Origin of the sequence: Paraburkholderia kirstenboschensis (assembly GCF_904848585.1) — a bacterium.
Lineage (GTDB): Bacteria > Pseudomonadota > Gammaproteobacteria > Burkholderiales > Burkholderiaceae > Paraburkholderia > Paraburkholderia kirstenboschensis.
The window spans coordinates 41037-67443 of record NZ_CAJHCR010000004.1 but is presented as its reverse complement, the minus strand read 5'-3'; the positions used below and the strand labels follow the sequence as shown (position 1 = coordinate 67443).

Below are 26407 nucleotides of genomic sequence, written 5' to 3'. Positions count from 1 at the left end.
GCGACGCACCCTTCGATACTTTTGACAGCCGATATTGTACTTGCGAAGCAGCCCATGCCTTTGTCCGACCGCCGATTGCCCTCCGCTACCGATGAAGTGAGCGCCGAACCGGCAGCCCCCGTCGCGCGAGGAGGCGCGGCGATGGATGATGCTAGCGGGCAGGCCGGCGGCAAGGCACGCGCTGCAGCGCGCGCGGATCAGGCGCCTGGCGAAGCGCCCGATGAAGCGCCAGGGCGAACACCAGAGGGAATGCCTGACCAGACACCCCAAGCTGCGGCCGGAAAAGCAAGCGCGTCGGCGAAACCGGCGGCGAAGTCATCGGCAAAATCATCCGCCAAGCCCACCGCCAAGCCCGTCGACAAGCTCGCCAAGCTCGGCCTCGCGCGCGACATCGACCTGGTGCTGCATCTGCCGATGCGCTACGAGGACGAAACCTCGTTGACGCCGATCGGCCACCTGCTGCCAGGCGGTATCGCGCAGACAGAGGGCGTCGTGTTCGACAACGAGATCGCCTATCGTCCGCGTCGGCAGCTACTCGTCAAATTGCGCGACGACGCGGGCGACGAACTCGTGCTGCGCTTTCTGAACTTCTACGGTTCGCAGGTCAAGCAGATGGCGATCGGCGCGCGGCTGCGCGTGCGCGGCGACGTGCGCGGCGGCTTCTTCGGCATGGAGATGGTGCATCCGGCGGTGCGTGTCGTCGACGAAGACACGCCCCTGCCGCAAGCGCTCACGCCGGTCTATCCCAGCACCGCCGGCGTGACGCAGGCGTATCTGCGCAAGTCGATCGACAACGCGCTGTCACGCACGTCTTTGCCTGAACTGCTGCCCGAGGCCGTCGCGCGTGAATGGCTGCAGCCGCTCGGCGTGCCGTCGCTGATGGACGCGGTGCGCACGCTGCATCATCCCGGCGCGCAGTCCGATGAAACAGCGTTGATCGACGGCACGCATCCGGCGTGGGTGCGCATTAAATTCGAGGAACTGCTCGCGCAGCAGATGTCGCTCAAGCGCGCGCATGAAGAGCGCCGCACGCGCTCGGCGCCGCCCATGCCGCGCCGCAAGCTGGGCGACGAATCCGCATTGGTCGCGCGTTTGCTGGAGGCGCTGCCGTTTTCGCTGACGAAAGCGCAGGAGCGCGTCGGCGGCGAGATCGCGCTCGATCTGACGCAGCCGCACCCAATGCAGCGGCTCTTGCAAGGCGACGTCGGCAGCGGCAAGACGATTGTCGCCGCGCTGGCCGCGGCGCAGGCTATCGACGCCGGTTATCAGGCCGCGCTGATGGCGCCGACCGAAATCCTCGCCGAGCAGCACGCGCGCAAATTGCGCGGCTGGCTGGAGCCGCTCGGCGTGAACGTCGCGTGGCTCGCGGGCAGTCTGAAGGCCAAGGAAAAACGCGCCGCGATCGAAGCCGCGGCGCTCGGCACCGCGCAACTCGTGATCGGCACGCACGCGATCATTCAGGACGCCGTGGAGTTCGCGCGCCTCGGGCTCGTGATCGTCGACGAACAGCACCGTTTCGGCGTCGCGCAGCGGCTGGCGTTGCGCGCAAAAGCGAAGAACGCCGCGGACGGCGCGCGCGATTTCCAGCCGCATCAACTGATGATGTCTGCCACGCCGATTCCGCGCACGCTCGCAATGACGTACTACGCGGACCTGGACGTGTCGACCATCGACGAATTGCCGCCCGGACGCACGCCGATCCTGACCAAGCTGGTGTCCGACGCACGCCGCGAAGAAGTGATCGGCCGGGTGCGCGAGGCCGCGCTGACAGGGCGTCAAGTCTACTGGGTCTGTCCGCTGATCGAGGAGAGCGAGACGCTGCAACTGCAGACCGCGGTCGAGACCTACGAAACGCTGGTCGCGGCGTTGCCTGAACTGAACGTCGGACTCGTGCACGGCCGCCTGGCGCCGGCTGAAAAAGCGGCTGTCATGGACGCCTTCACCCGCAACGAAGTGCAGTTGCTGGTCGCGACGACAGTGATCGAAGTGGGCGTCGACGTGCCCAATGCGTCGCTGATGGTGATCGAGCACGCCGAACGCTTCGGCCTCGCGCAGTTACACCAGTTGCGCGGACGTGTCGGGCGCGGTAGCGCGGCGTCGGTGTGCGTGCTGCTCTACACCGGACCGTTGTCGATGACGGCGCGCGCCCGCCTGCAGACCATGCGCGAAACGACGGACGGCTTCGAAATCGCGCGCCGGGATCTCGAAATTCGTGGTCCCGGCGAGTTCCTCGGCGCGCGGCAGTCCGGCGCGGCGATGCTCCGTTTTGCCGATCTGCAGAACGATCAATGGCTGATCGAGCCCGCACGCGAAGCGGCTGCGGCTTTGCTCAAGACATATCCGGAGGTCGTCACGCAACATCTGGCGCGCTGGCTGGGGGCCCGCGAGCAGTATCTGAAGGCATGAACGGACGCGCCCACGTCGGCCTTCGCCTGGTGGCGCGCCCATGGCGCGTTTCGCGGATATTGAAAGCCCGCGTACCGGGTTGGCGAACCGACCCTATGGGTGTATAACTGAAACCTATCGAATCTACCGCACTGATTGGTCCCCCAATGACGCTCACCGAATTGAAGTACATCGTCGCCGTTGCCCGCGAGCGGCATTTCGGCCGGGCCGCCGAAGCGTGTTTCGTCAGCCAGCCGACCTTGTCGGTGGCCATCAAGAAGCTCGAGGACGAGCTCAACGTACAGATTTTCGAGCGCGGCACCAGTGAAGTGAGCGTCACGCCGATCGGCGAGCAGATCGTCACGCAAGCTCAGCGAGTGCTGGAACAGACGCTCGCCATCAAGGAAATCGCGAAGCAGGGCAAGGATCCGCTCGTCGGGCCGCTGCGCCTCGGCGTGATCTATACGATCGGGCCGTACCTGCTGCCCACGCTCGTCAAGCAGATGATCAAGCGCGTTCCGCAAATGCCGCTGATGCTGCAGGAAAACTACACGCTGAAGCTGATCGAACTGCTCAAGCAGGGCGAGATCGACGTTGCGATCATGGCGCTGCCGTTTCCCGAAACCGGACTGATGCTGCGCCCGCTATACGACGAGCCGTTCGTCGTCGCGCTGCCGTCGGGTCACGCGTGGGAGAACCGTCAGAAGATCGACGCCGACGATCTCAAGCAGGAAACCATGCTGCTGCTCGGCAGCGGCCATTGCTTCCGCGATCACGTGCTGGGCGTTTGTCCGGAACTGATGCGTTTCTCGCAGAATGCCGACGGCATCCAGAAAACGTTCGAAGGATCGTCGCTCGAAACGATCCGTCATATGGTCGCGAGCGGCGTGGGCATCACGGTGTTGCCGCGCATGTCCGTGCACGAGGTGAAGCCCCACGCGGGCGGCATCGACTCCGGGCTGTTGTCCTATGTCCCGTTCGGCGAGCCGGTGCCCGACCGCCGCGTCGTGCTCGCGTGGCGCAAGAGCTTTACGCGGATGCCCGCCATCGACGCGATTTGCGACGCAATCATCGCCTGCGACCTGCCGGGCGTCAAAAAACTGGATCTGCCGGTAGCCGTGAACTAACGGCGGCGGGACGCCCGAGCGCTGACGGCTTTTCGCCGCAGCGGCGGCCTCGAGCGTCGATGGCGGCCCAAGCCGCCTCTATTGGATAGATTAAATTTATAAAAGACGCATATCCAATAGTCTTGATATAGTGTCCTCCATGGATCACACGATCCCAAAGCCCGGAGGACATCATGACGCAATCAAACTTGCCGCAAACTCAGACGTTCGCCGCTGAACCGGCTGGCGCCAATAACGGATTTGCGGCGGCCATGCTCGGCATGCGCACGGTCGCGCTTTCTTTGCTCGTCGACCGGGCTTTGTCGGCCTGATTGTTCGCATAAGCCTCCGGCATTGCTTTGCCGCGCTTCTCCACGCATTCCCTTCCAACGAAAAACCATCCAGGAGTCCCGCATGTCCGACCAGAAGCTCACCAATGCCGCCGGCGCGCCCGTCGCCGATAACCAGAATTCGATGACGGCCGGCGTGCGCGGCCCGGTTGTCCTGCAAGACGTATGGCTGCTCGAAAAGCTCGCTCACTTCGATCGCGAAGTGATTCCCGAGCGCCGCGTTCATGCTAAAGGCTCGGGCGCGTTCGGCACGCTGAAAGTGACCCACGATATCTCGCACTACACGAAGGCCAAAGTGTTCGCCGAAGTCGGCAAGGAAACGCCGCTCTTCATGCGTTTTTCGACGGTGGCCGGCGAACGCGGCGCGGCCGACGCGGAACGCGACGTGCGCGGCTTCTCGATCAAGTTCTACACCGAAGAAGGCAACTGGGACGTGGTGGGCAACAACACGCCGGTGTTCTTCATTCGCGATCCGCTGAAGTTTCCTGACTTCATCCACACGCAAAAGCGTGACCCGTACACCAACCTGCGCAATAACATTGCCGCCTGGGATTTCTGGACGCGTCATCCGGAGTCGATGCATCAGGTCACGATCCTGATGAGCGATCGCGGCATTCCGAAAAGCTACCGTCAGATGCACGGTTTCGGTTCGCACACGTACTCGTTCATCAACGCGAACAACGAGCGCTTCTGGGTGAAGTTCCATTTCAAATCGCAACAAGGCATTGAAAATTTCACCGACGGCGAAGCATCGCAAGTGGTTGCACAAGACCGCGAAAGCGCGCAGCGCGATCTGGTGGGCAACATCGACGCGGGCAACTTCCCCAAATGGCGCTTTGCGATCCAGGTAATGCCGGAGGCGGAAGCAGCAGCGTATCGCTTCAATCCGTTCGACATCACGAAGGTGTGGTCGCAGAAGGACTACCCGCTGATCGACGTCGGCACGATAGAGTTGAACCGCAACGCAGCCAACTATTTCGCGGATGTCGAGCAGGCAGCGTTCACGCCGGCCAATGTGGTGCCGGGCATCGGCTTCTCGCCCGACCGGCTGTTGCAAGGGCGTCTTTTCTCGTATGGCGACACGCAACGCTATCGTCTCGGCATCAATCACCATCAGATTCCGGTGAATGCGTCACGCGTGCCGAACCCGCATTCGTTCCATCGCGACGGGGCAATGCGCACGGACGGCAACCTGGGCGGCAACGTGAACTACGAGCCGAATCGCTTCGGCGACTTCGTGCAGGACACCAACGCATTGGAGCCCGCGCTCGCGGCAGGTGCGGTCGACCGTTACGATCATCGCGCGGACGACGACTATTACACGCAGCCGGGCATGCTGTTTGCGCTCTTTGACGCGGCGCAACGCGAGCGTTTGTTCGGCAACATTGCACGGCATATCAACGGCGTACCGCAGGAAATCGTTGCGCGCGCGGTCGAACATTTCCGCCGCATCGATCCCGCTTATGCCGAGGGCGTGATCGCTGCGATGGCCAAACTCGCGGAAGGCGGCAAGAAGTAACCAGGCAGCACAAGCGGGGCGCACACGCGTCCCGCGAGTATCGATACGAACTGAGTGAAGCGAGGAGCACGTCGATGATCGAAATGATGAAAGCCACTGCGGGCAAATCGCGGGCCGCTCATCGCGCGCAGCTGCACTACGCACTGGGATTGCGTAGAGCCGTGGGTTTCGCGATCGTAACGAGCGGGCTCGCGGTGATCGCGGCGCAGGCGCTGCAACACGCGGTAGGCGGGTAGTGGGCACCAGCGGGGGCACGTAGCCGTTTGTGATGGCGGGCAGGTCAGGTCAACTATTGATAGCCGCGCAGAACACCCCAAGCCGCCCGCGCGCGCACCGTAGTGACCATGCGCCACACGAGCCTTGGCACTTTTCTAAGATAAACTGTCGAGCGCTCGTTCTGCCGGCTTCGCCGTCAGCAAGTCCATAGCACGCCGTTACTTTGCCACCGGTTCGTATCACTCTTCAAAGGAGTCATCATGGCCAAAAAAGAAGCTGTACAACACGTCAATATCGGGATCAGCGACAAGGACCGCAAGAAGATCGCGGAAGGTCTGTCGCGTCTGCTCGCTGACACCTATACGCTGTACCTGAAGACCCACAACTTCCACTGGAACGTGACGGGTCCGATGTTCAACACGCTGCACCTGATGTTCGAAACGCAATACAACGAACTGGCGCTCGCCGTCGATTCGATCGCTGAACGGATTCGCGCGCTCGGCGTGCATGCGCCGGGCAGCTATAAGGAGTTCGCGAAGCTGTCGTCGATTCCCGAAGCGGACGGCGTGCCGGCTGCGGAGGAAATGATCCGCCAACTGGTGGAAGGCCAGGAAGCCGTGGTGCGTACTGCGCGCGCAATTTTCCCGTCGACGGAAGCCGCGAACGACGAGCCGACCGCCGACCTGCTGACGCAGCGCATGCAGACGCACGAAAAGACCGCGTGGATGTTGCGCTCGATGCTGGCCTGATTTCGCGCTGCGGCTGTTCTGTTGCCGGCTCGGGCACGATCTCCTTGCGGTTCGCAGGAAGCGGAATCGACCGGTACGAGCGGAAACAGCCAGACGCGGCCAGATACAGCCGGACACGCTAAAGCCTCCCTCGCGGGAGGCTTTGTTTTTTGCGGCGTGGCTTTCGCGAGCGCTGTTGCGTCATGAGACTTCAACGCGCGGGTCGCGCGACGCTCGACGTCGGCGGCATCCCGTAAAATAGCGGCACTGTTTCCGCACTTCGCCCGCCATTACAGAGTCCGCCATGTTCGCCCGACTTCCGCTCTATCTGCGCCTTGTGCGTATGGACAAGCCTATCGGCAGTCTGCTGCTGCTGTGGCCGACGCTCAACGCGCTGTGGATCGCGTCCGACGGTCGTCCGTCGTGGCCGCTTCTCGTTATCTTCACGGTAGGCACGGTGCTGATGCGCTCGGCGGGTTGCGCGATCAACGACTACGCCGATCGCGATTTCGACCGCTATGTAAAGCGCACCGAGAATCGTCCGATCACCTCAGGTAAGGTCAAGGCGTGGGAAGCAGTGGCGCTCGCCGCCGGTTTGTCCTTGCTGGCTTTTCTGCTGATTCTGCCGCTCAATGCGTTGACGAAAGAGTTGTCGGTGGCCGCGCTGTTCGTAGCCGGCTCGTATCCGTTCACGAAGCGTTTCTTCGCGATTCCGCAGGCGTACCTGGGGATCGCATTTGGATTCGGCATTCCGATGGCGTTCGCGGCCGTGCAGAACCACGTGCCGATGCTCGCCTGGGTCATGCTGCTCGCGAACGTATTCTGGTCGGTCGCTTACGACACCGAATATGCAATGGTCGATCGCGACGACGACATCAGGATCGGTATCCGCACTTCGGCGCTCACCTTTGGCCGTTTCGACGTGGCCGCGATCATGCTCTGCTATGCGGTCACACTCGGAATCTACGCGGGCATCGGCGTGATGCTGGGTTTCGGCGTTCTGTACTGGTTGGGGTGGGTTGCTGCGGCGGGCTGCGCGGTCTATCACTACACGCTCATTCGCGACCGTGAGCGGATGGCGTGCTTCGCGGCGTTCCGGCATAACAACTGGCTGGGCGGCGCGTTGTTCGTCGGCATTGCCGCGCATTACGCGGTGGCCTTGTCCTGAGTCTCCGGCGCGGTCTGTTCATTTCCCGCGTGTCTCTTTTGCACTGAACGCGGAGCGAGTCGAATAGGCTCCGCGTTTTACGGCTTATCCCCTCACAGCCGGTACCAGGCGATAGACAGTAACCGGCGATGGCCGCGCTTACTGCTTGCCGAACTCGTCGCCCATTTCTTTCGCGCGCGCATCGGCGGCGAGCGCCCCGCGAACGATTGCCTCCTTCACGCCGCTTGCATCGAACGAGGCAAGCGCCGCCGCCGTCGTGCCGCCCTTCGATGTCACGCGTTCGCGCAACACGCCCGGCGGCTCGTCGGAATTCGCCGCCAGTTGCGCGGCTCCCGTGAACGTCGCCACGGCAAGCGCGCGGCCTTGCGCTTCATCCATACCGAGCTGGCGCGCGGCTTCCTGCAGTGCTTCGATGAAGTAAAACACGTAGGCCGGGCCGCTTCCCGAAATGGCGGTGACGGCGTCGATCTTCGCTTCGTCGTCGAACCATACCGTTTCGCCGACTGCGCCCAACACCTGCGACGCAAGCGCACGGCCCGCTTCGTCGACGCTTGCGGTTGCGGCCAATCCGGCGACGCCCATGCCGATCAGCGCCGGCGTATTCGGCATGACGCGCACGATCCGCGTGTGGCCGTTCAGCCAGCGCGACATGTCGTCCATACGAATGCCGGCGACTATGCTGATTGCCAGTTGCGACGCCTTCAGATGCGGCGCGAGCGATTCAGCGACGCTCTTCAGGATCTGCGGCTTCACTGCGAGCACGACGGCGTCATACGCAGCGAGCGCCGCGTCGGCGGCGGCGCCGGTTTGGATGCCAAACTGCTCTTCGTTGCGCTTGCGCGCGTCTTCGTTGGGATCTATCGCATACAGATCGGCGGGCGCGACGCCACGCTTGATAAGGCCGCCGATCAACGCCGCAGCCATGTTGCCGCCGCCGATAAAAGCAATTTTCATGATGTTCCGGAAGGTTTGATTGAGCGTCTGAATCCGCGCTTGCAACCGCAATTGCAGCCCCAGTTGAAACCGCGCTTGCAGCCGCGCTTGAAACCGCGCTTGCAACCGCTAGTTCGAATAATCGCGCGCGCCGAAGATCGCGGTGCCCACGCGCACGATGGTCGCGCCTTCGAGTACCGCGGCCTCGAGGTCGTTAGACATGCCCATTGAGAGCGTATCGAGCTGGAGGCCTTCGTCGCGCAGACGTTCGAACAGTTCGCGCAACCGGCGATGCGGCACGCGCTGTTCGTCGATGCTGCCGACCGGTTCGGGAATTGCCATCAGGCCGCGCAATTTCAGCTTGGGCAGCGTGGCGATCTCTCTCGCGACTTCGACGGCTTCCGCGATGCTCACGCCGCTTTTCGACGTCTCGCCGCTGATGTTGACCTGCAGGCACACATTCAGCGCCGGCAGATTATCGGGCCGCTGTTCGGAAAGGCGCTGCGCGATCTTAAGGCGATCGACCGAATGCACCCAGTCGAACTGCTCAGCCACCGGACGCGTTTTGTTCGACTGCAACGGCCCGATGAAATGCCATTCGAGCGAGCCGCGCAAATCGGCGAGCGCTTCGATCTTCGTGATGGCTTCCTGCACGTAGTTTTCGCCGAACGCGCATTGACCGGCGACGTGCGCCGCGCGCACGTCTTCGGCAGGGAAAGTTTTCGAGACCGCGAGTAGGGCGATGGAACGGGCGTCGCGCCCGGCCACGTGTGCGGCCATTGCGATGCGCTGCTGTACCGCTTCGAGGTTATGAATCAGATCGGGCATGGAACGAACGGGAACGGACGGAAGTCGATGCCCCGATTATACGGACAGCATGTGCTCGACCAGTTCGATCCAGTGCGCGACCGGTGTGGACGTGCCGCTCTGCAGGTGCGAAATGCAGCCCACATTCGCAGACACGATCATTTGCGGCTCCTGCGCCTGCAGCCGCTCGAGCTTCTGATCGCGCAACGCATACGAGAGCCTCGGCTGCGTGAGCGAGTACGTGCCGGCCGAGCCGCAGCAGAGGTGGCTGTCGGCGGGCAGGCGCACTTCCACGCCGAGTCGGGTCAGCAGATGTTCCACTGTGCCGCGCACCTGCTGCCCGTGCTGCAACGTGCAGGGCGGATGAAATGCCACCGTGTGGATCGCACGGCGGCGCGAGATCGACGCGAGTTGTTCCTCGAAGTCCGGCAGGATCTCGGCAATGTCGCGTGTCAATTCGACGATGCGGCGCGCCTTCTCCGCATACGCCGCATCATGGCGCAACAGGTGCGCGTATTCCTTCACGGTCGCGCCGCAGCCCGACGCGTTCATCACGATCGCCTCGACGCCCTGTTCGACATACGGCCACCATGCGTCGATGTTGGCGCGCATGTCGACGAGCGCTTCGTCGTTATAGCCGAGATGCAGGCGCACGGCACCGCAGCAGCCCGCCTCGGGCGCGACCAGCGTTTCCACACCGAGGGCATCGAGCACGCGCGCGGTGGCGACGTTGACGTTGGGCATCATCGACGGTTGCACGCAGCCCGCGAGCATCAGCATCTTGCGCGTATGTCTTGCGGTCGGCCATTCGAGCGGACGCTGCCGCGCGGGCACCTTGTCGCGTAACTTTCGCGGCAGCAACGCGCGGAAATGCTGGCCGAGACGCATGGCCGGCGTGAATAGCGCGCTGTTCGGCACGAAGCTCGCGAGGAATCGGCGCGTGAGACGCTGGCCGAGCGGGCGCGTTACCTTTTTCTCGGTGATCTTGCGGCCGATTTCCACCAGCTTGCCGTACTGCACGCCGGACGGGCAGGTCGATTCGCAATTTCGGCAAGTGAGGCAGCGGTCGAGGTGAACCTGCGTGCTGCGCGTGACTTCGGCGCCTTCCACCATCTGCTTGATCAGATAGATGCGGCCGCGCGGGCCGTCGAGTTCGTCGCCGAGCAACTGGTAGGTCGGGCACGTGGCCGTGCAGAAGCCGCAGTGCACGCAATTGCGCAGGATGGCGTCGGCCTCGTCGCCGTCGGGCGTGTTGCGAATGAAGTCCGCGAGATTGGTTTGCATCGCGCGCTCAGAAGTCGGGGTAGAGACGGCCGCGATTGAAGATGCGGGCCGGGTCGAAAGCGGTTTTCAGGCCGCGATGGATTTTCATCAGCGGCGCGGGCAGCGGCGTGAACACGCCAGCTCCGCGGTCATAGCCGTGGCCGGTGCGGAAGATCGTCGCGTGACCGCCGGCTTGCTTTGCGCTGATGCGCACGGTTTGCGCGTCGGTGTCCGTGATCCACCAGCGCTGCGCGCCGCCCCATTCCATCAATTGAGCGCCTGGCAATTGCAGCGGCTCGGTGATGGACGGCAGCGCGAGCCGCCACAGCGCGGCTTTCGGCGGAATCGCGGCGAAGAACGTGTCGGTCTGCTCGCGCAGGCCCGCCCAGAAGCGTTCTGCCTCGACCGCATCGACAACCTCGCCGCCCAGCGACGCACGCGCCGACTTGACCGCGCTCTCGGCGCCCGCGAGACGCACGGCAAGCGTGCCGTGGCGCCACGCGCTCGCGGTAATCGGCAACGGGCGGCCGCCCCATTCGTTGAGCTTACGGACAGCGTCCGTGCCGTTCACGTCGAACTTGAGCGTGGCTTCGGCCTGCGGCTGCGGCAGCACCTTGACCGAGAGTTCGAGGATGAGCCCAAGCGTGCCGAGCGAGCCCGCCATCAAGCGCGAGACGTCATAACCGGCGACGTTTTTCACCACCTGGCCGCCGAAATGCAGTGCTTGTCCCTGGCCGTTCATGATGACCGCACCGAGCACGAAGTCGCGCGCCGCACCGGCCGACGGGCGGCGCGGGCCGGCGATGCCCGCGGCGATGCAGCCGCCGAAGGTGGCTTGCGGCCCGAAGTGCGGCGGCTCGAAGGCGAGCATCTGATGATGTTCGGCGAGCGCGGTTTCGATTTCGAGCAGCGGGGTGCCGGCGCGCGCGGTGATGACCAGCTCCGCCGGGTCGTAAGCGACGATGCCGCGATAAGCGCGCGTGTCGAGGATCTCGCCTTCCAGCGTCTGACCGTACCAGTCTTTCGTGCCGCCGCCGCGAACGCGCAACGCGCGGCCTGCGGCGCTGGCGGAACGCACGCGTTCCGACCACATGGCGACGATGTCGTCCTCTTCCATGATGCCCTGCTTCGTTGTGTTTCGATCGATTGTACCGGGCGGGGGCGCGCTGACAACCCGGAGCGGACCCGCATCGGGTAATCAGGGTGAGATGGCGGCAAGCGCCGCCACGACGGGCTATGCGTATTGCGTGGCGCTAGAAGCGCGGCAGTTCCGGATGCGGCAGCAGACCGCCGCGCACATGCATCTTGCCGTACTCGGCGCAGCGCGCTCGGGTGGGAATGCCCTTGTCCGGGTTCAGCAAGCCGGGCGGATCGAACGCACGCTTGACCGCGTGAAATGCATCGCGCTCTTCCGGCGAGAACTGCACGCACATCGAGTTGATCTTCTCGATGCCGACGCCGTGCTCGCCCGTCACCGTGCCGCCCAGTTCGACGCACGCTTCCAGAATGTCGGAGCCGAACGCTTCGGCCCTGTGCCATTCGTCCTGGTCGTTGCCGTTGAAGAGGATCAGCGGATGCATGTTGCCGTCGCCCGCATGAAACACGTTGATGCAGCGCAGGCCGTACTTCTTTTCCATCTCTTCGATGCGCGCGAGCAGCGGGCCGATACTGCGGCGCGGCACGGTGCCGTCCATGCAGTAGTAGTCCGGCGAAATCCGGCCCGCGGCGGGGAACGCGTTCTTGCGCCCGGACCAGAAGCGCAGCCGCTCGTTTTCCGTGCGGGAGATCTGGATACGGGTTGCGCCGTGCTCGCGAAGCACTGCGGTCATGCGGACAATTTCGTCGGCGACTTCCTCGGGCGTGCCGTCGGATTCGCATAGAAGAATCGCCGCCGCGTCGAGATCGTAGCCCGCGTGGACGAATTCCTCGACCGCGCGCGTGGCCGGCTTGTCCATCATCTCGAGGCCCGCCGGAATGATGCCCGCGGCCACGATGCCGGCGACCGCATCGCCGCCTTTCACGACGTCGTCGAAACTGGCCATGATGACCTGCGCCGTTTGCGGTTTTGGAATCAGCTTGACGGTGACCTCGGTGACGATCGCGAACATACCTTCGCTGCCAATCAGCACCGCGAGCAGATCGAGGCCGGGCGCGTCGGGCGCGAGCGAGCCGAACTCGACGATCTCGCCTTCCATTGTCACGGCGCGCACGCGCAGCACGTTGTGCACGGTGAGGCCGTACTTGAGGCAATGCACGCCGCCCGAGTTCTCCGACACGTTGCCGCCAATCGTGCAGGCGATCTGCGACGACGGGTCCGGCGCGTAGTACAAACCGTAAGGCGCGGCGGCTTCGGAAATCGACAGATTGCGCACGCCTGGTTGCACCGTGGCGGTTCGCGCGTAGGAGTCCACCTCGATGATTTTCCTGAAGCGCGCGAGCGATACCACCACGCCGTGGCGAATCGGCATTGCACCGCCGGACAGGCCAGTGCCGGCGCCGCGCGGCACGATCGGCACTCCGAGACGATTGCAGATCTGCACGATGCGCTGCACTTGCGACTCCGTCTCCGGCAACGTGACGGCGAGCGGCAGACGACGATAGGCGGCGAGGCCGTCGCAGTCGTACGCGACGGTATCTTCTTCGCGATATAGCAGACAGTGGTTCGGCAGCACCGCCATCAGCGCCTGCACGACTTCGCGCTGGCGCTGGGCGAGAACCTCTGCCGACAGTTCGGCGGGTGCATTCATGTGAGTCGTCTCCTCGTGTCTTTCGCCCGGCGCTATCCGGCGCTTGCGTGGCGGGCCGTTCGCGGCCGCCGCGGCTCGATCACGCTCAGCCGCGGTCAGTCCTGCTCAATCGCTTTCGACAACGCGCCTCGGAACGACGCTTCAAGCCGCCCAGCTAAAAATCTTGCCGGGGTTCATCAGATTTTGCGGATCGAGCGCGTGTTTGATGGAGCGCATGGTGTCCACCGCAACGTCGCCGTGTTCTTCCAGCAGAAAACCCATCTTGTGCAGACCGACTCCATGCTCGCCGGTGCAGGTGCCGTCCATGCGCAGCGCGCGCTGCACGATGCGATGGTTCAAGCGCTCTGCCTCGGCGAGTTCGTCCGGCTTGTCCGGATCGATCAGGATCGCGACGTGGAAATTGCCGTCGCCAACATGGCCGACGATCGGGCAGGGCAGCGGCGAGGCCTTCAAATCCTGCTCGGTTTCCACAACGCATTCCGCGAGTCGCGAGATCGGCACGCAGACGTCGGTCGTGACGGCGCGGCAACCGGGCTTCAGTTGCAGCATCGCGAAATAGGCATTGTGGCGCGCGTTCCACAGACGGCTGCGGTCTTCCGGCCGCGTCGCCCATTCGAATCCTTCGCCGCCGTTCTGCGCGGCGAGTTCCTGCACGAGTTCGGCTTGTTCCTTCACGCCGGCCTCGGTGCCGTGGAATTCGAAGAACAGCGTGGGCGCCTCGCGCAGCGTGAGATTCGAATGCCGGTTGATCGAGCGGATCGCGAGCGCGTCGACGAATTCCACGCGGGCAATCGGCACGCCGATCTGAATTGTTTCGATGACGGCGCGAACCGCGTCGCCCATCGACGGAAATGCGCAGACGGCGGCGGACACGGCCTCCGGCTGCGGATAAAGACGCACGGTGACTTCGGTGATCACGCCGAGCGTGCCCTCCGAGCCGACGAATAGACGCGTGAGGTCGTAGCCCGCGGACGATTTGCGCGCCCGCGTGCCCGTCTTGATGACGCGGCCGTCGGCCAGCACCACGCTGAGCCCGAGCACGTTTTCGCGCATCGTGCCGTAGCGCACAGCGTTGGTGCCTGATGCACGCGTGGCCGACATGCCGCCGATGCTCGCGTCCGCGCCCGGATCGATTGGGAAAAAGAGGCCGGTGTCGCGTAGTGCTTCGTTCAACTGCTTGCGCGAAATGCCTGGCTCGACGGTGACCGTGAGGTCTTCGGCGTTGATGGACAGCACGCGGTTCATTTCCGACATATCGATCGACACGCCGCCCTGCACCGCAAGCAGATGCCCTTCCAGCGACGAGCCGTTGCCGTACGGAATGATCGGCACGTTGTACTGGCCGCACAGCTTCACGGCGGTCTGCACGTCTTCAGTGTTGCGCGCGAAGACGACGGCGTCGGGCAGTTGGGGATCGAACGGCGATTCGTCGCGGCCGTGGTGCTCTCGCACGGCTTGCGCGACCGACACGCGCTCACCGAAGGCGTTGGTGAGGGCGCTCAGCAATTCGGCGGGAAATGGCCGGCGCAGCGTGGCCGACGGAACGGAATGATTCACACATGTCTCCTGTGTCGACCGGAGTTAGCGCTTCAGCGCTTACTCCGGTCCCAATCAAGGATGTCGACCGGAGTTGGCGCTTTGGCGCTTGCTCCAGCTCCATAAAAAAGCTTGTTAGTAATTGTCAGGCGAAGCTGCTTTTGCAGCAGGCACTTCATTTTACGCCGATCGCTTTCTGCCGTGGTCGCGCCGCTTTAATCGCTTCGGGGACTTCGTGCCGGCCATCGCTCCTATAATGGCGGCGGCTGCTGGCTCTGCGCAATATGGTTAACGCGGTGATAACGCGGTAGATGATGCGGTGGCTGCGCAGCGGCCAGCACAGTGCAAGGCACTGGGACCTAGTCCGTGCCCGGTGCGCTATCGGTGCGCTGATGTCCGCGATCGGCGCGGGCATCGTCATTGAATGCAGGGAGAAATCATGGGTAACCGTCTAAGCAAGATTGCCACTCGCACCGGCGACGACGGCACCACCGGTCTCGGCGACGGCCGGCGCGTCCGCAAGGACAGCGCGCGCATTGCGGCGATCGGCGACGTCGACGAACTCAATTCGAATCTCGGCGTGCTGCTGTGCGAGCGTCTGCCCGACGACGTGCGAGCGGCGCTGGTCTCGATCCAGCACGATCTGTTCGACCTTGGCGGCGAACTGTGCATTCCGGGTCACACAATGATCACGGACCGCCATCTCGCCCAGCTCGACGATTGGCTCGCGGATCACAACGCTGCACTTGCGCCTCTAAAAGAGTTCATCTTGCCGGGCGGCTCGCGCGCGGCGTCTCTCGCCCACGTTTGCCGTACCGTTTGCCGCCGCGCCGAACGCTCGATCGTCGCCCTCGGTGACGAGGAAGCCGTCAACGCCGCGCCGCGTCAGTATGTGAACCGTCTGTCGGATCTTCTGTTTGTCTTCGCACGTGTGCTCAATCGGGCCGACGGCGGCGCGGACGTCCTCTGGCAGCACGATCGCGGGCAAAACTAGGCGCACGGCCCCTTTCAGCACGCGGCAATGGGCCTGCGACAATCTGTCTGAACGGACCACATGCTTTAAGATGTATCGTATATGCATCTTTAAGGAGAAGTATAAATGACCGCCCTGACCGCCGAACAGATTGCCCGCGTCAAAGCCACGGTGCCCGTGCTTGCTGAACATGGCACGACCATCACGAAGCATTTCTACAAGCGCATGTTCGCGCATCATCCGGAGTTGAAGAACCTGTTCAACCAGACGCACCAGCAGAGCGGCAATCAACCCGAAACGCTGGCGCGCGCGGTGTACGCGTACGCGGCCAACATCGACAATCTGGGCGCGCTCGGCCCGACTGTCTCGCGGATCGCCAACAAGCACGCTAGCTTGAACATCCGGCCCGAGCACTATCCGATTGTGGGCCGCCACCTGTTGGGTGCGATCGTCGACGTGCTCGGCGACGCGGTCGATCAACCCACGCTCGACGCCTGGCAAGTCGCGTATGGTCAGCTCGCAAACATCTTCGTGGGCACCGAGGCGAAGCTGTATGAAGGCGCGGCGTGGAGCGGCTTCCGTCCGTTCAAGGTGGCGCGCAAGCAGGTGGAGAGCGACGAAATTACGTCGTTCTATCTGACGCCTGCCGACGGTTCGGCCACGTGTGACTTTGAACCCGGCCAGTATGTGAGCGTGAAACGTTTCGTCGACAAGCTGGGCGTCGATCAGCCGCGTCAGTACAGCTTGTCGGACGCACCACATGGCAAGTGGCTGCGCATCTCCGTGAAGCGCGAAGACGGCCGCGAAGACACAGCGCCCGGCCACGTGTCCAACCTGCTGCACGCGGATGTCGAAGAGGGCACCGTCGTACATGTGAGCGCGCCGATGGGCGACTTCACGCTCGACCGCAAGAAAACCACGCCTGTGGTGCTGATGAGCGGCGGCGTGGGCGTGACGCCGATGACCTCGATGCTGTCAACCATCCTCGCCGACGGCAGCGAGCGGAGCGTGACTTTCGTGCACGCATGCCGTAACGGCCGCGTGCATGCGTTCCGGCAGTGGCTCAACGAGACCGTCGCGTCGCATCCGAACGCGAAGCGCGTGGTGTTCTATGAAGCGGTCGACGCAGGCGACCGGCAGGGCGTCGACTACGATTTCGAAGGGCGTCTCGACGTGGCAAAAATCGCCGATCAGGTCATCGTGCCGGATGCCGACTACTACATCTGCGGACCGGTGCCCTTCATGCGCGCACAGTGCGATGCGCTTGCAGCGCTCGGCGTGGACCCGGCGCGGATTCACACAGAGGTCTTTGGTTCGGGCGCGGTCGAGTGAAACGTAGCTGTGCATGGTAAGCCGCGCAAGGAAGCGAAAAAAACGCAAACAAGCCGCGAGCCATGCACGCTATCCCACCGCCAACGTAACCGGCTTGCCAATTCGGCTCAACATTTCCACGAGCGTGTCGATGGTGAACTTGGTGGTTTTCTTGTTGACCACGTCGGACACGCGCGGGCGCGAGACCATGAGAATCTCAGCGGCCTCTGCCTGCTTCAGATGATGCTGCTCTATCCAGCTGGATAACTCCGTCATGAGCTGCTCCTTGAGCAGCCTCGTGTCGTTGATCTGCTTCTGCGACGCGGCATGCAAGCGCTTCGCCTCCGCTGCGGAAAAGCCCAGTTCGAGGAACACGTTCGCGCCAGGCTTGGTTACGTGACGAATTTTAGTGTCGATCGTCATTTGTTAAGGTTTCCTATCATTAATAATGGCGCGGTACCGCGTTTCTGCGATCAATCTGTCGTGCGGAGCCAACTTCTGCGTTTTCTTCTGCATGCAATGAAGCACGTAAAGCGCTTCAGCAAACTTCGAAACGTACATCACGCGATAAATACCGTTAGCTTCTCTGATGCGGATTTCACGCGTTCCAGCGCCGATTGAGTCGAACGGCTTCCAGTCGTCAGGATCGAGACCTGCCTGAATCTTGCCTAACTGAAAGCCCGCCTGCCGGCGCGGCTCTTCGGGAAAGGCGAGTAGATCGCGATAGCTGGACCCTAGCCAGCGAATTTCTTTTTCCTGCCCCATAACCGCCTTCCGTGTACAAAATATTATACGTACCAATCCACCGGGTCAAGTCATTCCAGTCCCGGCCATGATTCGTTACGGTACCGAGGCGGCCCATGAAGCACCATTCATCCGTTCGGCCAGGAAAACAAAAAACCCGGCTCGTCGAGCCGGGTTTTTCGTCTTCAATCCGCATCGCACGATGCGGCCGAACAGCAATCAGTTGCCGCTTCCGCGCGCCACGCGCCGTTGCTTCACGGCGTCGGCGAGACCTTCGAGCACGGCAACGCTTTCGTCCCAGCCGATACATGCATCGGTGACGCTCTGCCCGTACGTGAGCGCGCAGCCTTCCTGCAAGTCCTGGCGACCGGCCACCAGATGCGATTCCACCATCACGCCGATAATTCGTTCGTCACCCGAAGCAATTTGCCGGCCGATGTCCGCGCACACGGGGATCTGGTTCTCATGCTTCTTCGAACTATTCGCGTGGCTCGCGTCGATCATCAGACGCGCGGCGAGACCTGACTTGCCGATGTCCGAGCACGCCGCGTTGACGCTGTCCGCGTCGTAATTCGGCGTCTTGCCGCCGCGCAGGATGATATGGCAATCCTCGTTGCCCGCCGTCGATACGATCGCCGAGTGGCCGCCTTTCGTGACCGACAGGAAATGGTGCGGCTGCGACGCGGCTTTGATCGCGTCGACAGCGATCTTCACATTGCCGTCCGTGCCGTTCTTGAAGCCGACCGGGCACGACAGGCCCGAAGCGAGTTCGCGGTGCACTTGCGACTCGGTGGTCCGCGCGCCGATCGCGCCCCACGAGATCAGGTCGGCGATGTACTGCGGGCTGATCATGTCGAGATATTCGGTGGCGGCGGGCAGACCGAGTTCGTTGATGCGCAACAGCAGTTCGCGCGCCGTGCGCAGCCCTTCGTTGATCTTGAAGCTGTTATCCATATGCGGGTCGTTGATGAGACCCTTCCAGCCGACCGTCGTGCGCGGCTTTTCGAAGTACACACGCATCACAACTTCGAGTTCACCCGCGAAGCGCTTGCGCAGTTCGACGAGACGCCCCGCGTATTCCAACGCCGCCTTCGTATCGTGAATCGAGCACGGCCCGACGATGACGATCAAGCGGTCGTCCATGCCGTGCAGAATGCGGTGCATGGCGGTGCGTGAGTTGTAGATCAGGTCGGACACCGCTTCGTCGCAGGCAAATTCGCGGATCAGGTGTGCAGGCGGAGTAAGTTCTTTCAATTCGCGAATGCGGACATCGTCGGTGTTGTGCGGGGGCATGTTGTTCTCCTGAATCGGTTCGTAGCGTGTTCGCGCGGGCGGTGCGTGCAAAACATAATGTTCAAAGACGTAAGGCGAAAAAAAACCGCCAGACTCGCTGGCGGTTTTTCGGGAATTCTCGGTGTTCTACGTGCACTAACACCCCTCTCGATCCGCCAGCGGTCTGAGATACCAAAAAAAGTAAAAGTAAAACTTGGCGGACATGGCGAAATGGAGTCGCTGGTCAAAAAGGGTGAGTGACTTTATAACCCGGTTAAGCTCGACTGACAAGCGGCGCGGCCAGAAAATGCGGAAAATCCGCATGTTTTGCGCATTTGACGCACGAAACATGCGGCGTGTTCACTTTCAGGCAGTGCCGCCAACCGTCATCCGGTCGATGCGCAGTGTCGGCTGCCCGACGCCAACCGGCACGCTCTGGCCTTCCTTGCCGCACACGCCGACGCCCGAATCGAGCTTCATGTCGTTGCCGATCATGCTGACGTATTTGAGCGACTCCGGACCGCTGCCGATCAGCGTCGCGCCCTTGACCGGGTACGTGATCTTGCCGTCTTCGATCATGTACGCCTCGGAGGCCGAGAACACGAACTTGCCATTGGTGATGTCGACCTGGCCGCCGCCGAAATTCACCGCATACAAGCCGTTTTTCACCGATTCGATGATTTCCTGCGGGTCCTTGTCGCCGTTGAGCATGTACGTGTTGGTCATGCGCGGCATGGGCAGCGCCGCGTACGACTCACGGCGTGCATTGCCCGTGACCGGCATCTTCATCAGCCGCGCGTTGAGCGTGTCCTGAATGTAACCCTTGAGAATGCCGTCTTCGATCAGTGTCGTGCACTGCGTCGGATTGCCTTCGTCGTCGATGTTGAGCGAGCCGCGGCGGTTCGGCAGCGTGCCGTCGTCGACGACAGTCACGCCCTTGGCCGCGACCCGCTCGCCGATGCGTCCCGCGAACGCCGACGAACCCTTGCGATTGAAGTCGCCTTCGAGACCGTGGCCGATTGCTTCGTGCAGCAGCACGCCGGGCCAGCCCGGTCCAAGCACGACAGTCATCGCGCCGGCAGGAGCCGGGCGCGCTTCGAGGTTCACGAGCGCTGCGTGCACCGCGTCGTCGACGTAGCGCGACAGCACTTCGTCGGTGAAATAGCTGTAGTCGAAGCGGCCGCCGCCGCCGCCACTGCCGATTTCGCGGCGTCCGTTCTGCTCGGCGATCACCGTGACGGACACTCGCACGAGCGGGCGGATATCCGCTGCGAAGCCGCCGTCGCTGCGCGCGACCAGCACGACGTCGTATTCACCGGCGAGGCCCGCCATCACTTGCTGGATGCGCCGGTCGCGACCGCGCGCCATGTGTTCGATGCGCTCGAGCAGCTTGACCTTGGCGGTCGCGTCGAGCGAATGCAGCGGATCGGCGGGCAGGTACAGATCGCGCCCGGCAATGCCGGTCAGCGACGACGCCACCTTGATCTTCTGCTTGCCGCCGCCGGCCTTGGCAATTGCACGTGTGGCAATGGCCGCCTGGCGGATAGCTTCGGGCGACAGGTCGTCCGAATACGCGAAAGCCGTGCGGTCGCCCGACACGGCACGCACGCCGACGCCCTGGTCGATGCTGAAACTGCCCGACTTCACGATGCCTTCTTCCAGACTCCACGCTTCGCTGCGGGTTGCCTGGAAGTACAGGTCCGCATAGTCGACGCGATGCGTGAAGATCTCAGCCAGCGTGCGGGTGAGCAGGGATTCGTCGAGACCGTAGGGCGTCAGGAGGATGTCCTTGGCGGTGGCGAGATTACGGATACCGGGTTCGATGATATTCATGCGAAGTATGTTCTGCTCGATACGAAGGATTCGGTTAGCGCCACCGTCACTATATGGGTGAGGGGCGCCGCAGTTTCAATGTCAATGTGTCTAGCTCAGCACCCGGTGACGCCAGGCGGGCAGGCTCTGCCGCACTTCGTCGATGCGAGTGCGCTCCAGCGTCCCAGCGACCACGGCGGCGCCTTCGTCACGCACCGCCACGATTTCGCCCCACGGGTCGACCAACATGCTGTGGCCCCACGTGCGGCGGCCATTCTCGTGCTTGCCGCCTTGCGCCGCCGCCAGCACGTAGCACTGGTTTTCGACGGCGCGGGCACGCAGCAGCATTTCCCAATGCGCGCGGCCGGTCGTGTAGGTAAACGCCGATGGCACGACCATCAGCGCGCAATCGCCCATGCGCCGGTACAGCTCGGGAAAGCGCAGATCGTAGCAGACCGACAGGCCGACACGGCCGAAGGGCGACTGGAAAGTCCGGACCTCGCCGCCGGGGCAGATGGTGCGCGCCTCGTCGAACGATTCCTCGCCTTTCTCGAAGTTGAATAGATGAATCTTGTCGTAGCGGGCCGCCTCGTTACCCTGCGGGTCGAACACGAGCGTGGTGTTCAACACGCGCGACGGTTCGGGCGCGGTGACCGGCAGCGTGCCGCCGATCACCCACAGCTTGTGACGGCGCGCGGCATCCGCGAGAAAGCGCTGAATCGGGCCGTCGCGATAAGCCTCGCGCACGGCGAGCTTGTCCGTGTCCTTGAAGCCCATGAAGCAGAAGTATTCCGGCAGGAGGACAAGCTGCGCGCCATCGGCCGCGGCTTCCGCGATCAGGCGCCCGGCGTCGGCCAGATTTCGATCGCGATCCGGCGTGCTCACCATCTGCAGCGCCGCGACGCGGAACGTGCTTTGTGTGTCGCTTGCCTGCCCAAGCTGCGAAGCGCTCGGCGCGGTGGCGGACAAAGCGGGGGACGAAGATGAAGAGACGTGTGTTTCGCTCATGAGCGTTTCGAAAAACTCCCGGCAAAGGCGGCGTCGCGAAATTCCGCAGCCGCATACGTCGTTCGAGGCTGGCTCGGGCCGCGGGTGCGGAGCGCTGTAAATCCTGAATCCGTAACCAACCGGCAGCGTGGACCCCGGCACCGACCTGAAGCTTCAACCAGAGCGTCAACCGAAGGCGCTCAGTTCGCGCCCGCGCTCGAAGCTGGAGCGTCCATCTTACCCCGATCGCTCTTGACCCGCTCGATGTGCGGTTTCGACCACGAGCCGGTGATCGCGTACTCCCGCGCGAACGCGTGGGAGATTGATTGGCTGAACGCCAGATCCGCCACCAGCGCGCCCAGGCCGAGCAATGGATTGATCACCGCGGCCGCGATGACCGCTGCGCCGGCGCTCACCGTCGGCACGATCCGGACATGCAGATCCTGCGTTTCCTGAGCCAGATCGACGGAGCCTTTCATTTCGGCGCGCGCCGGCGCGGTCACCATCTCGAAGTTCTCGGTGCGGCCGATGCCGTTGTGAATCTGCGCGGTTCCCGTGACGTGCTCGAACGGCAGACCTTCGCCGATCACGTCGCGAAAGTTCATCGTCGCGAAGCGCGCAAGGCTTTGCAGACTGAGCACGCCGAGCAGCTTGGCGACGCCCGGATCGACCTTGAGAATCTGGCCGTGACGAAGATCCACGGCCATGTTGCCGTTCAGCGTCGGATAGTCGATCGCGGTCGGGCCGCCGCGCCACACCATCTTGCCCGACAGCGTGCCGCTGCCCGCCTTCAGCGTGCGCGGCTGGCCGAAGCGCTGGAGCAGTCCGCCCGCATCCTTGATGTCGAGCTTGAAATCGAACACGGTGCGGCGCGACGTGGTGTCGTCGGCGGAGTTGCCCAGTTCGGTCGACGTGCGCCAGTTCGCCGTCGCCGTGAGCGTGGCCGAGGGATTTGCAATGTCCAGCTTGTCGAGTTGCCAGACGGGCACGCCGTCTTCGTTGAAATTGTGCGCTAGCACTTCGAGCCGGCCGACATCGCGGTCGCGCACAATCAGTTCGTTGACGACCAGATCGATCGACGGCATGTTCTGCGCCGGAGCCGAGATAGCCTGACCGAGCAGATCCTTGTCCGCGACCGACGGAATCACGACGCGCGCGAAGCGCGCCTGCAGCGTGCCCGGCGACGTCTTGTCGGCGCCCGGCAGCCACGAAACGTGACCGGACACCTGATTGGACGCGATATTCGCCTGCCATTTGCCGTCCGCGTGCGAAGCTCCGACGATCACGCTGTCCCAATGGCGCTTGAGCAGCGTCAAAGTGCCGATGTGGAGCGCGAAGCGGCTCGGCAGGAACTGCGCGACAGTCGGGTTGGGAGTGGACGGCGCGGCAGATGCGGCGGGCGCTTCCTTGTTGCGCATCTGCGTGACGAGCGCGCGCCATGCGTCGGCATCGAATGCTTCCAGGTCGACGGCGGCGATCACGCCTTCCGAGGGCAGATCGGCCGGCCGGTTCACGCCGATTGCGCCGCGCAGCACCGTCGGCGGCCTTTTCGGCTCGTAATCCACCAGATAGCGCGCGGCGATCGGACCGAAGTTGAGTTCGGCGCGCTCCAGTCCGCTTTCGCCGGCGACGGTCGACGGGCCGGCGGCAAGCCGCAGCGGCATGGGGGTACCGACCGGCTTGTTGAACGGCGCCGGAAAGTCGAGCGCGAGGCCGGTCAGGTCCGAGTTCGCGGTGAGTTGCGGCAGCTTGCCTTTCGCGCCCCGCACGCTGAGCGCGTAGGGGGCGCTGCCGCTCATGCGCGTGAGCACCTGAGCCGCGGGACCATGCAGACCGAGCCCGCGCGCCGCCTCGACGGCGATATGGCCGCCCAGGTCGAGCGCGTAGGTGCCGTCCTGCTTCAGTCCGCCGCTTGCCCGCAGGTCGCCGCCAAGGAACTGCGCGGTGAGCCGGTCCGTCTGCGCGCTGCGTTCGGTAAAGTGCACCTTGCCCCTCACCTGGGACAGCGGCGGCACGTTCTCTACCGTCAGTCGATTATTCTCGAAGCCGAGCGCGCCTTCCACGCCGATATGCGGCTTGGGCGTGCGCGGAACCGTCAGCTTCAGCGCGAGCGAGGCCGGCCCTTCGGCGCGGATCTTCTCGGTCTGGTGCCGCGCCATGATGCCGAGCGAGCTTTCGTTCACGTAGTCGAGCATGTCGGCGAGCGGTCCCAGCCCGTCGCCCTTGATGACGAGGTTCGACTCGCGCGTGCCGAGGTCGTCGATCCTGCCGTTGACGCCATGCAGCGCCACGCGTTTATAGCGCGCACGGTCGATGTCGAATCGCAGCACTTTCTGTTTGAGTTCGAACACGCCGTCAATGCCGTCGAGCGGCGGCCAGACGTTCGGCGTGCCGTTCCTCATCTTGCGCGGCGGGTACGGCGAAGGGTCGAATTTGCCGCCCTTGAACGGCGCGACGATATGGAAGATGCCCGCGTCGGGATCGCGCGAGTAGGGGAATTTCGTCAGATCGCCGTGTACCTCGATCGTCGCGCCGCGCGACACGCCGGCCTGCAAGCCGTGACCGAGATAGATGCGCAGCTTTTCGCTGATGCTGGTCGGAAGATAGCGGGCGATGCGCGAGACCTGCGCGCGCTCGAAGTCCGCTTTCAGGTCGAGCGAGCCGCGGCCGTGACCGGGGTTGCTGTAGTCGGCGGTGGCGGTGGCCGCAACGTCTGAATTCGAGACGCCAAAATCGGCAAGTTTCACGGTGAACGCCGGGTGGTTGTCGCCGGGCGCTTTCATACCTATGGTCCAGTCGGCACGGCCGTGCAGACGGTCGAGCTTCAGGCGCGGATCGTCGAAGACGCCCGGCAGCGTGATCGCCACGTTGGACGTGTCGAGCACCGCCGTACCGTGACGTTGATCGGCGTCGACACTGCCCCATAGATTCTCGATGCCAGGAATGCCCGCGCGCGGATGATTGCGCGCGGTGAGGCCAGGCGGCGGTTCCTGCGCGGCGACGCTGATGCCTTGCAGATCGCCCTTGAAGCGATAACGCTCGACCGGCTCGGCGCCCGTCGCATGACGGTCGCCGCCGGGCTCGCCCGATTCCGGCTTGCCGCGCTCCACTTCGATCAGGTAGTTGGCGACGAGGCCACGCGGGTTGAAGCGCACGAGACCGTTGAGAAGGGGCAGCGGCAGCGGCAGCGCGCGGCTGAATTCCGCGAGAATGCCCAGGTCTACACGGTCGCCCGACACGCTGACGAGCTGTCCGTTTTGCTGGGACGCTTTGCGGTAGCGTCCGTCGAGCGTGCTGAACGTAAGTGTGCGGGTAAGCGGCGTGCCGTCCTCGAGCGGCGGCTGGCCGAGTTCGGCGCGCATATTACTGAGTTGAAGCTTGTAGTCGCCCTGATCGGCTTCCACGCGCCACCCGAAATGGGCGACCGGCAAAAGCAGTTTCGGCTGTGCGGGCCGCACGCGTAACGCGACATCTGCGCCGGCCATCTGGCCGCTCGCCGACTTCATGCGGCCGTCGGCGAACTCGACCCAGATTGCGTTGTCGATGCGGCCTGCGAACGTTTCGATCGGGAACCTGACGTAACGCGCAAGCGTGGGCAGATCGACCGGCCCGGTCGACACGTAGGCCTGTCCCTTCCAGTTAATCGGCTTGCCGATCGCCGCGAGCGGCGCGTGGCGGAAATGCGTGCGGAAATCGATTGGGCCGTGTAGCAACCGTCCGTCTGGCGGCGCCTGAAGGGCAAGACGGTGATCGTAGCCGTCGTTAAGAATCGCTATGCGGATGTCGCGCAGCGCGAACTCCGGTTCGTCACGCTGGGCGTCGCGCCAGCGCAGCACGCCGCCGCGCACGACGATCGCCTGCTGGCGCATGAGCCATGTGGACAACGTGTCGTTGCCGCTATGACGGGTCGGCACCGGCACGCCCGCGACCGAGAGCTCGCCGTCGCTGCCGCGCGCAATCAGCACGTCCGGTTGATCGACGATCAGGCTCGATAGCGTCGGATAGAACTGCCAGAGCGAGCGCCACGACAAGCTCGCGGTGGCGTGCGGTATCGTCAGCGCAGGTTTGCCCTCATGATCTCGAATCACCAGATTAGTGATGTCGAGCCCTGGTTGAAACCCGCTCCAATGCGGCGCCAGTTTGCCGATGGTGAACTGCGCGTGCAGCTTTTCGGAGAGGGCGGCTTCGATGCGCGGGCGGAAAGCGTCGGCGCGCGGCAGCACCACATAGTGCAAGCCGAGGTACAGTCCCGCTGCAATGAAATACAGGACAAGCGCGAGCGCCAGAACGACGTGAAGAGTCCGACGCAGCACGACGTGGTCGCTTCCGCTCAGAGGCCGGGCCTGCCCGGTTTTCTGCGGGTCGGCGGGTTCGTTTCGCTCGGACATGCTGCGGCGGGTGGGCGTATGGTAGTTTTGCGAATTAACGACGAAATGTAACACACGGGAAAGCGTCGGCAGGACTTCGTGTAGGCCCTGTCAGCACGCCGCCGCACGAGCCGTCTCGGCCGTGCCGGAAGTTGTGGTGCGACGAACCGGCCATGCCGTTGG

General features: G+C 63.6%; 22 protein-coding genes. 10 read left to right on the top strand and 12 right to left on the bottom strand.

Features of this window, described 5'->3' with window-relative positions; all coding sequences use genetic code 11:
• Positions 1–54: 54 nt before the first annotated feature.
• The 7 genes from recG (at position 55) to ubiA (ending at position 7472) form a co-directional block, all read left to right on the top strand.
• Positions 55–2406, top strand: a complete 2352-nt coding sequence (recG, locus tag JMY24_RS13095) for an ATP-dependent DNA helicase RecG (RefSeq protein ID WP_128594275.1) — start codon at positions 55–57, stop codon at positions 2404–2406.
• A 146-nt stretch (positions 2407–2552) separates the two neighbouring features.
• A complete protein-coding gene (locus tag JMY24_RS13090; RefSeq protein WP_128588319.1) occupies positions 2553–3512 on the top strand; it encodes a LysR substrate-binding domain-containing protein in 960 nt (319 codons plus the stop codon).
• A gap of 173 nt (positions 3513–3685) precedes the next feature.
• A complete protein-coding gene (locus JMY24_RS13085; RefSeq protein WP_164853394.1) occupies positions 3686–3823 on the top strand; it encodes a hypothetical protein in 138 nt (45 codons plus the stop codon).
• Between the two features lie 82 nt (positions 3824–3905).
• Complete coding sequence (locus JMY24_RS13080) at positions 3906–5360, top strand: catalase (protein ID WP_201702197.1); 1455 nt, start codon at positions 3906–3908, stop codon at positions 5358–5360.
• Between the two features lie 74 nt (positions 5361–5434).
• The gene (locus JMY24_RS13075) at positions 5435–5596 is read left to right on the top strand and encodes a hypothetical protein (protein ID WP_164853396.1); all 162 of its coding nucleotides are present in this window, start codon (positions 5435–5437) and stop codon (positions 5594–5596) included.
• A gap of 240 nt (positions 5597–5836) precedes the next feature.
• On the top strand, positions 5837–6325 hold the full coding sequence (locus JMY24_RS13070; RefSeq protein ID WP_027777895.1) for a Dps family protein: 489 nt from the start codon (positions 5837–5839) through the stop codon (positions 6323–6325).
• A gap of 283 nt (positions 6326–6608) precedes the next feature.
• The gene (gene ubiA, locus JMY24_RS13065; RefSeq protein WP_128594294.1) at positions 6609–7472 is read left to right on the top strand and encodes a 4-hydroxybenzoate octaprenyltransferase; all 864 of its coding nucleotides are present in this window, start codon (positions 6609–6611) and stop codon (positions 7470–7472) included.
• Positions 7473–7610: 138 nt separating this feature from the next.
• Here ubiA and proC read toward each other — a convergent pair whose 3' ends face one another.
• From proC to JMY24_RS13035, 6 genes are all read right to left on the bottom strand, one after another.
• A complete protein-coding gene (proC, locus tag JMY24_RS13060) occupies positions 7611–8426 on the bottom strand; it encodes a pyrroline-5-carboxylate reductase (RefSeq protein WP_128594295.1) in 816 nt (271 codons plus the stop codon).
• A 108-nt stretch (positions 8427–8534) separates the two neighbouring features.
• Positions 8535–9233: a YggS family pyridoxal phosphate-dependent enzyme gene (locus JMY24_RS13055; protein ID WP_128594296.1), complete on the bottom strand. Its 699-nt coding sequence runs from the start codon at positions 9231–9233 to the stop codon at positions 8535–8537.
• A gap of 36 nt (positions 9234–9269) precedes the next feature.
• Positions 9270–10496 carry a glycolate oxidase subunit GlcF gene (gene glcF / locus JMY24_RS13050; protein WP_201702196.1) on the bottom strand — a complete coding sequence of 409 codons (1227 nt, stop codon included), beginning with the start codon at positions 10494–10496 and terminating at the stop codon, positions 9270–9272.
• Positions 10497–10503: 7 nt separating this feature from the next.
• Positions 10504–11592, bottom strand: a complete 1089-nt coding sequence (gene glcE / locus JMY24_RS13045) for a glycolate oxidase subunit GlcE (RefSeq protein ID WP_201702195.1) — start codon at positions 11590–11592, stop codon at positions 10504–10506.
• Between the two features lie 136 nt (positions 11593–11728).
• The gene (locus tag JMY24_RS13040; RefSeq protein WP_128594297.1) at positions 11729–13222 is read right to left on the bottom strand and encodes an FAD-linked oxidase C-terminal domain-containing protein; all 1494 of its coding nucleotides are present in this window, start codon (positions 13220–13222) and stop codon (positions 11729–11731) included.
• Positions 13223–13363: 141 nt separating this feature from the next.
• Positions 13364–14779 carry an FAD-linked oxidase C-terminal domain-containing protein gene (locus JMY24_RS13035; RefSeq protein WP_128585258.1) on the bottom strand — a complete coding sequence of 472 codons (1416 nt, stop codon included), beginning with the start codon at positions 14777–14779 and terminating at the stop codon, positions 13364–13366.
• A 418-nt stretch (positions 14780–15197) separates the two neighbouring features.
• Here JMY24_RS13035 and JMY24_RS13030 point away from each other — a divergent pair, with 418 nt between their 5' ends.
• Positions 15198–15752: a cob(I)yrinic acid a,c-diamide adenosyltransferase gene (locus tag JMY24_RS13030; RefSeq protein WP_128594298.1), complete on the top strand. Its 555-nt coding sequence runs from the start codon at positions 15198–15200 to the stop codon at positions 15750–15752.
• A 105-nt stretch (positions 15753–15857) separates the two neighbouring features.
• Positions 15858–17063: an NO-inducible flavohemoprotein gene (gene hmpA / locus JMY24_RS13025; RefSeq protein ID WP_128594299.1), complete on the top strand. Its 1206-nt coding sequence runs from the start codon at positions 15858–15860 to the stop codon at positions 17061–17063.
• 69 nt (positions 17064–17132) lie between these two features.
• On the opposite strand, the gene JMY24_RS13020 is transcribed toward hmpA, so the two are convergent.
• From JMY24_RS13020 to aroG, 3 genes are all read right to left on the bottom strand, one after another.
• Positions 17133–17465, bottom strand: coding sequence for a helix-turn-helix domain-containing protein (locus tag JMY24_RS13020; RefSeq protein ID WP_128585261.1), 333 nt, complete (start codon positions 17463–17465; stop codon positions 17133–17135).
• A gap of 3 nt (positions 17466–17468) precedes the next feature.
• Entirely contained in the window at positions 17469–17807 is a 339-nt protein-coding gene (locus JMY24_RS13015; protein ID WP_128585262.1) for a type II toxin-antitoxin system RelE/ParE family toxin, read from the bottom strand.
• Positions 17808–18005: 198 nt separating this feature from the next.
• Positions 18006–19079 carry a 3-deoxy-7-phosphoheptulonate synthase AroG gene (gene aroG, locus JMY24_RS13010; RefSeq protein WP_128594300.1) on the bottom strand — a complete coding sequence of 358 codons (1074 nt, stop codon included), beginning with the start codon at positions 19077–19079 and terminating at the stop codon, positions 18006–18008.
• 57 nt (positions 19080–19136) lie between these two features.
• On the opposite strand from aroG, the gene JMY24_RS13005 reads away from it, so the two are divergent.
• Positions 19137–19319, top strand: coding sequence for a hypothetical protein (locus JMY24_RS13005; protein WP_164862185.1), 183 nt, complete (start codon positions 19137–19139; stop codon positions 19317–19319).
• A gap of 105 nt (positions 19320–19424) precedes the next feature.
• Here JMY24_RS13005 and tldD read toward each other — a convergent pair whose 3' ends face one another.
• The 3 genes from tldD to JMY24_RS12990 form a co-directional block, all read right to left on the bottom strand.
• Positions 19425–20891, bottom strand: a complete 1467-nt coding sequence (gene tldD / locus JMY24_RS13000; RefSeq protein WP_128594301.1) for a metalloprotease TldD — start codon at positions 20889–20891, stop codon at positions 19425–19427.
• Positions 20892–20981: 90 nt separating this feature from the next.
• On the bottom strand, positions 20982–21878 hold the full coding sequence (locus tag JMY24_RS12995; protein ID WP_128594302.1) for a carbon-nitrogen hydrolase family protein: 897 nt from the start codon (positions 21876–21878) through the stop codon (positions 20982–20984).
• Positions 21879–22057: 179 nt separating this feature from the next.
• A complete protein-coding gene (locus tag JMY24_RS12990; protein WP_201702194.1) occupies positions 22058–26245 on the bottom strand; it encodes a YhdP family protein in 4188 nt (1395 codons plus the stop codon).
• Positions 26246–26407 lie beyond the last annotated feature (162 nt).

Coding starts and splice junctions, on each gene's coding strand:
- hmpA (WP_128594299.1), top strand. CDS start 15,858: ATGACCGCCCTGACCGCCGAACAGATTGCCCGCGTCAAAGCCACGGTG.
- JMY24_RS12990 (WP_201702194.1), bottom strand. CDS start 26,245: ATGTCCGAGCGAAACGAACCCGCCGACCCGCAGAAAACCGGGCAGGCC.
- JMY24_RS13080 (WP_201702197.1), top strand. CDS start 3,906: ATGTCCGACCAGAAGCTCACCAATGCCGCCGGCGCGCCCGTCGCCGAT.
- JMY24_RS13075 (WP_164853396.1), top strand. CDS start 5,435: ATGATCGAAATGATGAAAGCCACTGCGGGCAAATCGCGGGCCGCTCAT.
- JMY24_RS13070 (WP_027777895.1), top strand. CDS start 5,837: ATGGCCAAAAAAGAAGCTGTACAACACGTCAATATCGGGATCAGCGAC.
- JMY24_RS13090 (WP_128588319.1), top strand. CDS start 2,553: ATGACGCTCACCGAATTGAAGTACATCGTCGCCGTTGCCCGCGAGCGG.
- JMY24_RS13030 (WP_128594298.1), top strand. CDS start 15,198: ATGGGTAACCGTCTAAGCAAGATTGCCACTCGCACCGGCGACGACGGC.
- tldD (WP_128594301.1), bottom strand. CDS start 20,891: ATGAATATCATCGAACCCGGTATCCGTAATCTCGCCACCGCCAAGGAC.
- JMY24_RS12995 (WP_128594302.1), bottom strand. CDS start 21,878: ATGAGCGAAACACACGTCTCTTCATCTTCGTCCCCCGCTTTGTCCGCC.
- glcF (WP_201702196.1), bottom strand. CDS start 10,496: ATGCAAACCAATCTCGCGGACTTCATTCGCAACACGCCCGACGGCGAC.
- proC (WP_128594295.1), bottom strand. CDS start 8,426: ATGAAAATTGCTTTTATCGGCGGCGGCAACATGGCTGCGGCGTTGATC.
- JMY24_RS13040 (WP_128594297.1), bottom strand. CDS start 13,222: ATGAATGCACCCGCCGAACTGTCGGCAGAGGTTCTCGCCCAGCGCCAG.
- JMY24_RS13055 (WP_128594296.1), bottom strand. CDS start 9,233: ATGCCCGATCTGATTCATAACCTCGAAGCGGTACAGCAGCGCATCGCA.
- JMY24_RS13005 (WP_164862185.1), top strand. CDS start 19,137: ATGTTCAAAGACGTAAGGCGAAAAAAAACCGCCAGACTCGCTGGCGGT.
- ubiA (WP_128594294.1), top strand. CDS start 6,609: ATGTTCGCCCGACTTCCGCTCTATCTGCGCCTTGTGCGTATGGACAAG.
- recG (WP_128594275.1), top strand. CDS start 55: ATGCCTTTGTCCGACCGCCGATTGCCCTCCGCTACCGATGAAGTGAGC.
- aroG (WP_128594300.1), bottom strand. CDS start 19,079: ATGCCCCCGCACAACACCGACGATGTCCGCATTCGCGAATTGAAAGAA.
- glcE (WP_201702195.1), bottom strand. CDS start 11,592: ATGGAAGAGGACGACATCGTCGCCATGTGGTCGGAACGCGTGCGTTCC.
- JMY24_RS13020 (WP_128585261.1), bottom strand. CDS start 17,465: ATGACGATCGACACTAAAATTCGTCACGTAACCAAGCCTGGCGCGAAC.
- JMY24_RS13015 (WP_128585262.1), bottom strand. CDS start 17,807: ATGGGGCAGGAAAAAGAAATTCGCTGGCTAGGGTCCAGCTATCGCGAT.
- JMY24_RS13085 (WP_164853394.1), top strand. CDS start 3,686: ATGACGCAATCAAACTTGCCGCAAACTCAGACGTTCGCCGCTGAACCG.